This window comes from Halomonas sp. BM-2019 (assembly GCF_017584085.1).
The window spans coordinates 197823-204895 of record NZ_CP071922.1; the positions used below are offsets into that span (position 1 = coordinate 197823).

The 7073-nt window shown below is 70.1% G+C and carries 7 protein-coding genes and 1 other RNA gene; 4 read left to right on the forward strand and 4 right to left on the reverse strand.

The window, feature by feature from the left end; genetic code table 11:
• Positions 1-149 precede the first annotated feature (149 nt).
• Positions 150-728: a UPF0149 family protein gene (locus tag J5F18_RS01045; protein ID WP_346300521.1), complete on the reverse strand. Its 579-nt coding sequence runs from the start codon at positions 726-728 to the stop codon at positions 150-152.
• Positions 729-903: 175 nt separating this feature from the next.
• Between J5F18_RS01045 and zapA the strand changes: the two genes are divergently transcribed.
• The 3 genes from zapA (at position 904) to J5F18_RS01060 (ending at position 2096) form a co-directional block, all read left to right on the forward strand.
• Positions 904-1203 (forward strand): cell division protein ZapA, encoded by a 300-nt coding sequence (gene zapA / locus J5F18_RS01050; protein WP_346300522.1) that lies wholly within the window; start codon positions 904-906, stop codon positions 1201-1203.
• Between the two features lie 54 nt (positions 1204-1257).
• A non-coding RNA gene (gene ssrS / locus J5F18_RS01055) (6S RNA) lies at positions 1258-1443 on the forward strand.
• Between the two features lie 8 nt (positions 1444-1451).
• The gene (locus J5F18_RS01060) at positions 1452-2096 is read left to right on the forward strand and encodes a 5-formyltetrahydrofolate cyclo-ligase (RefSeq protein ID WP_346300523.1); all 645 of its coding nucleotides are present in this window, start codon (positions 1452-1454) and stop codon (positions 2094-2096) included.
• Between the two features lie 351 nt (positions 2097-2447).
• On the opposite strand, the gene ilvA is transcribed toward J5F18_RS01060, so the two are convergent.
• On the reverse strand, positions 2448-3962 hold the full coding sequence (ilvA, locus tag J5F18_RS01065) for a threonine ammonia-lyase, biosynthetic (RefSeq protein ID WP_346300524.1): 1515 nt from the start codon (positions 3960-3962) through the stop codon (positions 2448-2450).
• Positions 3963-4434: 472 nt separating this feature from the next.
• Here ilvA and rpiA point away from each other — a divergent pair, with 472 nt between their 5' ends.
• On the forward strand, positions 4435-5109 hold the full coding sequence (rpiA, locus tag J5F18_RS01070) for a ribose-5-phosphate isomerase RpiA (protein WP_346302146.1): 675 nt from the start codon (positions 4435-4437) through the stop codon (positions 5107-5109).
• Between the two features lie 27 nt (positions 5110-5136).
• Here rpiA and waaA read toward each other — a convergent pair whose 3' ends face one another.
• Together waaA and rfaE2 are read right to left on the reverse strand one after the other, a co-directional pair.
• Positions 5137-6450: a lipid IV(A) 3-deoxy-D-manno-octulosonic acid transferase gene (gene waaA, locus J5F18_RS01075; protein WP_346300525.1), complete on the reverse strand. Its 1314-nt coding sequence runs from the start codon at positions 6448-6450 to the stop codon at positions 5137-5139.
• A partial coding sequence (gene rfaE2, locus J5F18_RS01080) for a D-glycero-beta-D-manno-heptose 1-phosphate adenylyltransferase (RefSeq protein WP_346300526.1) occupies positions 6450-7073 on the reverse strand: 624 nt, incomplete at its 5' end. The genes waaA and rfaE2, both read right to left, overlap by 1 nt.

The window sequence follows — 7073 nt, forward strand, 5'->3', positions numbered from 1 at the left end:
GGCGCCGGGCAGCAGCACGGCGCTGTCGGCGGGTAGCGCCGCCATCAGGGCACGGCGCCGGGCCAGGTACTCGGCGTTGGCGATGGGGGCGGGACGGGGCAGGATCTCGGACGGCATGACGGCTCCTGTGGCTGGCAGGGTGAAGGGCATCAGTGGCGGGTATCGTTGTCGGTATCCTCGACCTGGGGCCGGCCGGGGTGCTGCTCGGTATAGAGCAGCATGGCCGCCATGCGCACGTGCTCGGTGAGGGCGAAGAGGTCCCCCTCGTTCTCGGCGCTCTCCTCGAGTTCGTCCTCGAGACCGGCGATCCCCTCGAGGTCATCGAGGGCCTCGCGCAGGGCCGGCGACCAGGCCTCCCGGGGGGCCTCACCGGCGTCGTGCACCACTTCCAGGAAGCCCTGGGTCCATTCCTTGAGCCCACGGGCGCGCTCGGCCAGGGAGAAGAGGTCGTCCGGCAGCAGCGGCTCGAAGCCGAGCTCGCTGCCGGCCAGGGCCTCGAGAGTCTGGCGGCGCCAGCCCAGGAAACGCTCGGCGGAGGGCTCGTCGCGGGGCTGCTCGACGCCCAGTGCCAGGCAGATCTCCTCGAGCCACGCCTCGGCGCTGAGGTCATGCATGGCCAGACCGGCGCAGAGGCGACCGTCGAGGAAGGCCGGCGACTGCATGCTGCCATGCAGCAGGAAGAGGTCGGCGATGGTGGAGAAATCCTGGCGTTCGTTGATCAGTGACATGGGCAGATCCGTGATGGGAGCGGGCGTGGGGAGTCCCCCCGAGGCGGCGGCGCGTTGACCGCCGGAGAAGGGCTCTCTTATAGTGAGGTCCGAAACCTTTCCTGCCACGGATGTTAACGCATCGGGCCCCCGGGGGCGCGACACCTCCCCCGGCAGGCCGACCCGGAGCCCGCCGATGACCGACGCCTCGCGGCCGACGACCGATATCACCCTGCTGGGACGCAGCTATGTGATCGCCTGCCCGCCCGACGAGCAGGACAAGCTGGAGCGCGCCGCCCGCTACCTGGATCGTGCCATGAGCGGCATCCACGCCCAGAACAACCTGCTGGGCACCGAGCGAATCGCGATCATGGCGGCCCTCAACATCACCCATGAACTGCTCGAGACCCTGGACGCCCAGCGCGACCGGGAGCGCCGCCTGGACGAGCTCAGCACCCGCCTGGAGCGGGCCCTGGACGACGCACCACCACGCTGAGCTTGCCCCACCGGAAGGCGTTGGCCAGACCCGCCGGCTCTGTTAGGATGAAGAGGTTCCCTGGGGTGTTTGCCAGTCGTTTATCGTCCCTCGAGCCTATGCGCAGTACCCAGGGGGCCATATGCTAGCCGGACCCGTGTGCATGTCCGTGCGTCGGGAAGCCTGACGGTTCGGCTGCGGCCACCCACCTTGAACCACTGGGTTCAAGGGCCAGAACGACAGCGGCACTCTGGGGAACCTCGTCCGCCATGACCCATCTCATGACGACACCTGCCGCACCCCTCACTCCGGATGCCTTCGGTGGCTCGCGAAGTGCGCTGCGCGCCGAACTGCGCCGCCGCCGCCGTGCCCTCACCCCGAGACAGCGCCTCGAGGCCAGCGAGCGCCTGTGCCGAGGGCTGCGCCGCCTGCCCGAGGTCCAGCGCACCCGCCGCGTTGCCCTCTACCTGCCCAACGATGGCGAGATCGACCCCACCCCGCTGATCGACTGGTTCCGCCGCCGCGGCGCCCGCGTGCACCTGCCGGTGCTCCGGCCGCTCTCGCGCAATCGGCTGTGGTTCGTGCACTACCACCCCGGCACGCCCATGGTGACCAACCGCTACGGCATCCCCGAGCCCCACACGCGTCACGGTGCCCACCGCGCCCGACGCCTGCCCGCCTGGGCCCTGGACCTGATCCTGCTGCCCCTGGTGGGCTTCGACGAGGCAGGTCAGCGCATGGGCATGGGCGGCGGCTTCTATGACCGCAGCCTGGCCTTTACCCGTCGCCCGGGCCCGCGGCCCCGGCTGATCGGCCTGGCCCACGAGTGCCAGCGGGTCGAGCGCCTGCCGGCCGCCCCCTGGGACGTGCCCCTGGACGCCATCGTCAGTGATGCCCGGGCCGTGCGCCCCTGAGTCGAGGCCCGAGACCAGGACGGGGGGTCATGACGCTGTCGGCTGTTCCGGGCTCAGCTGCCCACCAGCGCCTGGGCGTAGCCGGTCGCCACCACGCCGATGCCGAACAGCAGCACCAGTGCCATGACCAGATCGGGCTTGCGCTTCATCATCGACTCCGTAGGGGGGTAAGAAGAGCGGGCCGCGGCTTACAGGGTGCTTACAGGGCCGTCGCGGCTTGCCGACGACTATAGGACCATCGGCCCCACCAGACAACCGCTCTCGCACCATCCTTACATAATGAAACATCCGGGTGGCACGGCCCCGGGGCGAGTCAGCGCTTACCCCGCGCCGCGGCCTGATGGCTCCGTGTCAGGCCATGAACAGCCGGTAGGCGGGGTTGTTGGTCTCTTTCCAGTAGCGATAGCCGATCTCGTCGAAGCGCTCTTCCACGTGGGCGCGATCGCCGTTGGGAATCTGCATGCCCACCAGCACCCGGCCATAGGCGGCGCCGTGATTGCGGTAGTGGAACAGCGAGATGTTCCAGTCGTGGGGCAGGTGAGTCAGGAAGTTCATCAACGCCCCGGGGCGCTCCGGGAACTCGAAGCGGTAGACCTCCTCGTCGAAGTGCTCCTTGGGCCGGCCGCCACCCAGATGGCGGATATGCAGCTTGGCCAGCTCGTTGTCGGTGAGGTCCTCCACCGGGTAGCCGGCCTCGCGCAGCCGGTCGATCACCGCCTGGCGGTCCTCCCCCCCCGGCTTGACCTGGACGCCGACGAAGATATGGGCGCTCTCCGGGTCCGCGTAGCGGTAGTTGAACTCGGTGACCATGCGCTTGCCGATGGTCTTGCAGAACTTCTTGAAGCTGCCCGGCTGCTCCGGGATGGTCACCGCCAGGATCGCCTCGCGCTGCTCGCCGAGCTCGGTGCGTTCGGCAATATGCTGCAGCCGGTCGAAGTTGGTGTTGGCCCCAGAGTTGATGCACAGGAGCGTCTGCCCCTCGGCGCCGGTCTGCTGGATGTACTTCTTGAGGCCAGCCAGCGACAGCGCACCGGAGGTCTCGGAGACGGCCCGGGTGTCGTCGAAGATGTCCTTCACCGCGGCGCACATCTCGTCGGTGTTGACGGTGATGACGTCGTCTATCAGGTCACGGAGGATGGAGAAGGGCACCTTGCCGATCTGCGCCACGGCGACCCCCTCGGCGAAGACCCCCACCTGCTCCAGGGTGACCCGGCGCCCCGCGTCCAGCGCGGCCTTGAGGCAGGCGCTGTCTTCGGCCTCGACGCCGATCACCTTGATGTCCGGACGCAGATACTTCACGTAGGCGGCCACCCCGGCGATCAGGCCGCCGCCCCCCACCGGCACGAAGATGGCATCCAGGCGACCGGCGTGCTGGCGCAGCACCTCCACGGCCACGGTGCCCTGGCCGGCGATGACGTCGATATCGTCGAAGGGGGGGATATATGTGTAGCCGTGCTCCGCGATCAGCTCCTGGGCATGCTCGGCGGCCGCGGCGAAGGCGTCGCCCTTGAGCACCACCCTGGCGCCCCGGGCGCGCACCGCCTGGACCTTGATCTCCGGGGTGATGCGCGGCATCACGATCACCGCCTTGACGCCCATCAGCTTCGCCGCCATGGCCAGGCCCTGGGCATGATTGCCGGCGGAGGCGGCGATCACGCCCTTGGCCTTCTGGGCCTCGCTGAGCTGGGCCATCTTGTTGTAGGCCCCGCGAATCTTGAAGGAGTAGACCGGCTGCAGGTCCTCGCGCTTGATCAGGATGGTGTTGTGGAAGCGGCGGGAGAGGAAGGGTGCCGGGGAGATCGGCGTTTCCCGGGCGGCTTCGTAGACCCGGGCCTGGAGAATCTTCTTGACGGTAGCTTCGAGCATCCTGATATCCCAGAGGCGTGACGCGAGGGGGCCGCGGCGCCCTTTGCTGCGCCGCAGAGAACCCCTATTGGTAGCATCCCGGCCGGCCTGGCGTCCAGCGCGAGCACGCCGCCCCTCGGAGCGAGAGGCGCCGGGGGCAGGCCGAAGAGGGGGTCCTATGCCAGGGGTGAGGAGGATTCCTCCGAACGGGCTGGCCATGGATGGCCAGCACCGGACCTGCAAGCGGAGCGGGACGCGAGAGCGCAGCAGGGCATCGGTAGCGCCCAGGGAGGGGTTCACAGCGCCCCCTCGTCGGTCCGGCGCTCCGGGGCCTGCCGCCGGATCAGCCTCGAGTTTGCGGCCATGCTGGATCGAGTCGCATCGGCAGACGGGCCCGGCTGGCCTATAATGGCGCCGGCTTCCCGCCTCATCCCCTGTTCCATCCCCTGTTCCATCCCCTGCTTACCGGAGAGCGACCATGACCCAGGACGGCCTGTCCCAGGACCAGTTGAAGGACGCCGTGGCCGCGGCCGCCATCGACGAGATCACGCCCTGGCTCGAGCGCGATACCGTGCTCGGCATCGGCACCGGCTCCACCGCCAACCGCTTCATCGATCGCCTGGCCAGGCTGCGCGACGACTTCAAGGGCGCCGTGGCCAGCTCCGAGGCCAGCGCCGAGCGCCTGCGCGGTCACGGCATCGAGGTGTTCGAGCTCAACAGCGTCGGCACCGTGCCCTTCTACATCGATGGTGCCGACGAAGTGAACGCTCACCTTCAGATGATCAAGGGCGGCGGCGCGGCCCTGACCCGGGAGAAGATCGTCGCCGCCTGTGCGGAGAGGTTCATCTGCATCGCCGACGCTTCCAAGAAGGTCGAGCGGCTGGGCGAGTTCCCGCTGCCGGTGGAGGTGATTCCCATGGCGCGCTCCTACGTGGCCCGGGAGCTGGTCAAGCTGGGCGCCGATCCGGTCTACCGCGAAGGGGTAGTCACCGACAACGGCAACCAGATCCTCGACTGCTATGACTTCCTGATCGATGACCCGGTGGCCATGGAGGCGCGCCTCAACGCCATCGTCGGCGTGGTCACCAACGGCCTGTTCGCCGCCCGCGGCGCCGATGTGCTGCTGCTCGGGACCGCGCAGGGGGTGGAGCGGCTGACCCCAGCATGATCCCGCGCCCTTCCACAAAGTAAGCGCTTACTTCGGCGGCAGCAGCCGCGCCAGGCCCTCCAGGGTGCGCTCAAGCGCCCCCCGGTTGGCCGCCACCACGGCGCGGCCCGCCTCCCCCAGGCGGTGCCGCTCGGCGGGGTCGCCGAGGAGTTCCGCCAGGGCGGCGGCCAGGGCCGCCTCGTCGGCCACCTCCACCAGGGCATCGGCCGCGAGCAGCGTCTCGGCCACCTCCGCGAAGTTGGCAAGCTCGGGACCGGTGAGCACCGGTACCCCCAGCGCCGCCGGTTCCAGCAGGTTGTGGCCCCCGATCGGCACCAGGCTGCCCCCCACGAAGGCCAGATCCGCCGCGCCATAGAGCGCCAGCAGGTCGCCCATGGTATCGCCCAGGTAGACCGCACACTCCCCCGTCGGCCACTCGCCGCGGGAGCGGCGCGCCACCCGCATGCCCGCCCGCGCGCAAAGCGCCGCCACCGCGTCGAAGCGCTGGGGATGGCGGGGCACCAGCACCAGTAGGGCCTCGGGACAGGGCTTGGAATAGCTCTCCCGCAGCCGGGCGTGGGCGGCCAGCAGCCGCGTCTCTTCGCCCTCGTGGGTGGAACCGGCTACCCACACCGGTCGCTCGCCAAGCCGGGTGCGCAAGCGCTGACTTACCCCGATAACCGTGTCATCCGTGGCGATATCGAACTTGAGCGAGCCCACCACCGCGGTGCGCTCGCGCGCCATGCCAAGCCACTCGAAGCGCTCGGCGTCGGCGCTCGACTTGGCCGCCAGCCAGTCGACGCAGGCCAGCGCCTCGCGCATCAGCGGGCGCAGCCGACGGTAGCCGCGGAAGGCCCGCGGCGAGAGGCGCCCGTTGACCACCGCCACCGGCACGCCGCGGCGCCGGCAGGCCGCCATCAGGTTGGGCCACAGCTCGGTCTCGAAGAGGAGCGCCAGCTCCGGCCGCAGTCGCGAGACGAAGCGCGCCGCGGCGGCGGGAAAGTCCAGGGGGATGAAGCGGGAGATGAGACGCGCATCATCCCGCGCGGCCGCCAGGGCCCGGGCGCGTTCCGCCCCGGTGGCAGTCATGGTGGTGAGGGTGAGGCGATGCGCGGGGTAGCGCGCCAGCAGCGCCTCGATCAGCGGACGAGCCGCCAGCACCTCGCCCACCGAGGCACAGTGCAGCCATAGCATGCGCTCGCCGGGCGGCGTCTCGGGGATGCGCCCCAGGCGCAGCGTGCGGGGACTCTCACCAGCCCCCCCGCGAGAGTCAGTGAGCGCATGCTCATGCCGGACGCGACGCCAGATCAGCGGCGACAGCAGATGCAGCGCCGCCGAGTAGAGGCCCCGGGCCCAGCCCATCAGGCCTCGCGGTCGAGGATGGTGGAGATCATCGCCGTGGTGGAGACGCCATCCTCGAAGCCCAGCACCCTTACCTCGCCGCCGGCCTCGCGCACCGCCTCGCCGCCGGCGATCTGCTCGGGGCGGTAGTCGCCCCCCTTGACCAGCACATCGGGCAGCACCGCCTCGATCAGCCGCTGGGGGGTGTCCTCGGCGAAGGGCACCACCCAGTCCACGGCGCCCAGGCCCGCCAGGACCTGCATGCGCCGCGCCAGGAGGTTGATCGGCCGCGTGGGGCCCTTGAGCCGGGCGATGGAGGCGTCGTCGTTGACCGCCACGATCAGCCGGTCGCCGAGTCGCCGCGCCTGCTCCAGGTAGGCCACGTGGCCGGCGTGCAGGATATCGAAGCAGCCGTTGGTCATCACCACCCGCTCGCCTCGGGCCTGGGCAGCGCGCACCGCCTCGATCAGCGGCGCCTCCTCGATCACCCCGAACTCGGCCAGCTTGTCCCCCTGCAGGGCGGTGTAGAGCTCGGCGATGGAGAGGGTCGCGGTGCCCTGCTTGGCCACCACCAGGCCGGCGGCCAGGTTGGCCAGGGTCATCGCCTCGGGGAAAGCGTGTCCGGCGGCCAGCGCCAGCCCCAG

Coding starts and splice junctions, on each gene's coding strand:
- J5F18_RS01045 (WP_346300521.1), bottom strand. CDS start 728: ATGTCACTGATCAACGAACGCCAGGATTTCTCCACCATCGCCGACCTC.
- zapA (WP_346300522.1), top strand. CDS start 904: ATGACCGACGCCTCGCGGCCGACGACCGATATCACCCTGCTGGGACGC.
- J5F18_RS01060 (WP_346300523.1), top strand. CDS start 1,452: ATGACCCATCTCATGACGACACCTGCCGCACCCCTCACTCCGGATGCC.
- ilvA (WP_346300524.1), bottom strand. CDS start 3,962: ATGCTCGAAGCTACCGTCAAGAAGATTCTCCAGGCCCGGGTCTACGAA.
- waaA (WP_346300525.1), bottom strand. CDS start 6,450: ATGGGCTGGGCCCGGGGCCTCTACTCGGCGGCGCTGCATCTGCTGTCG.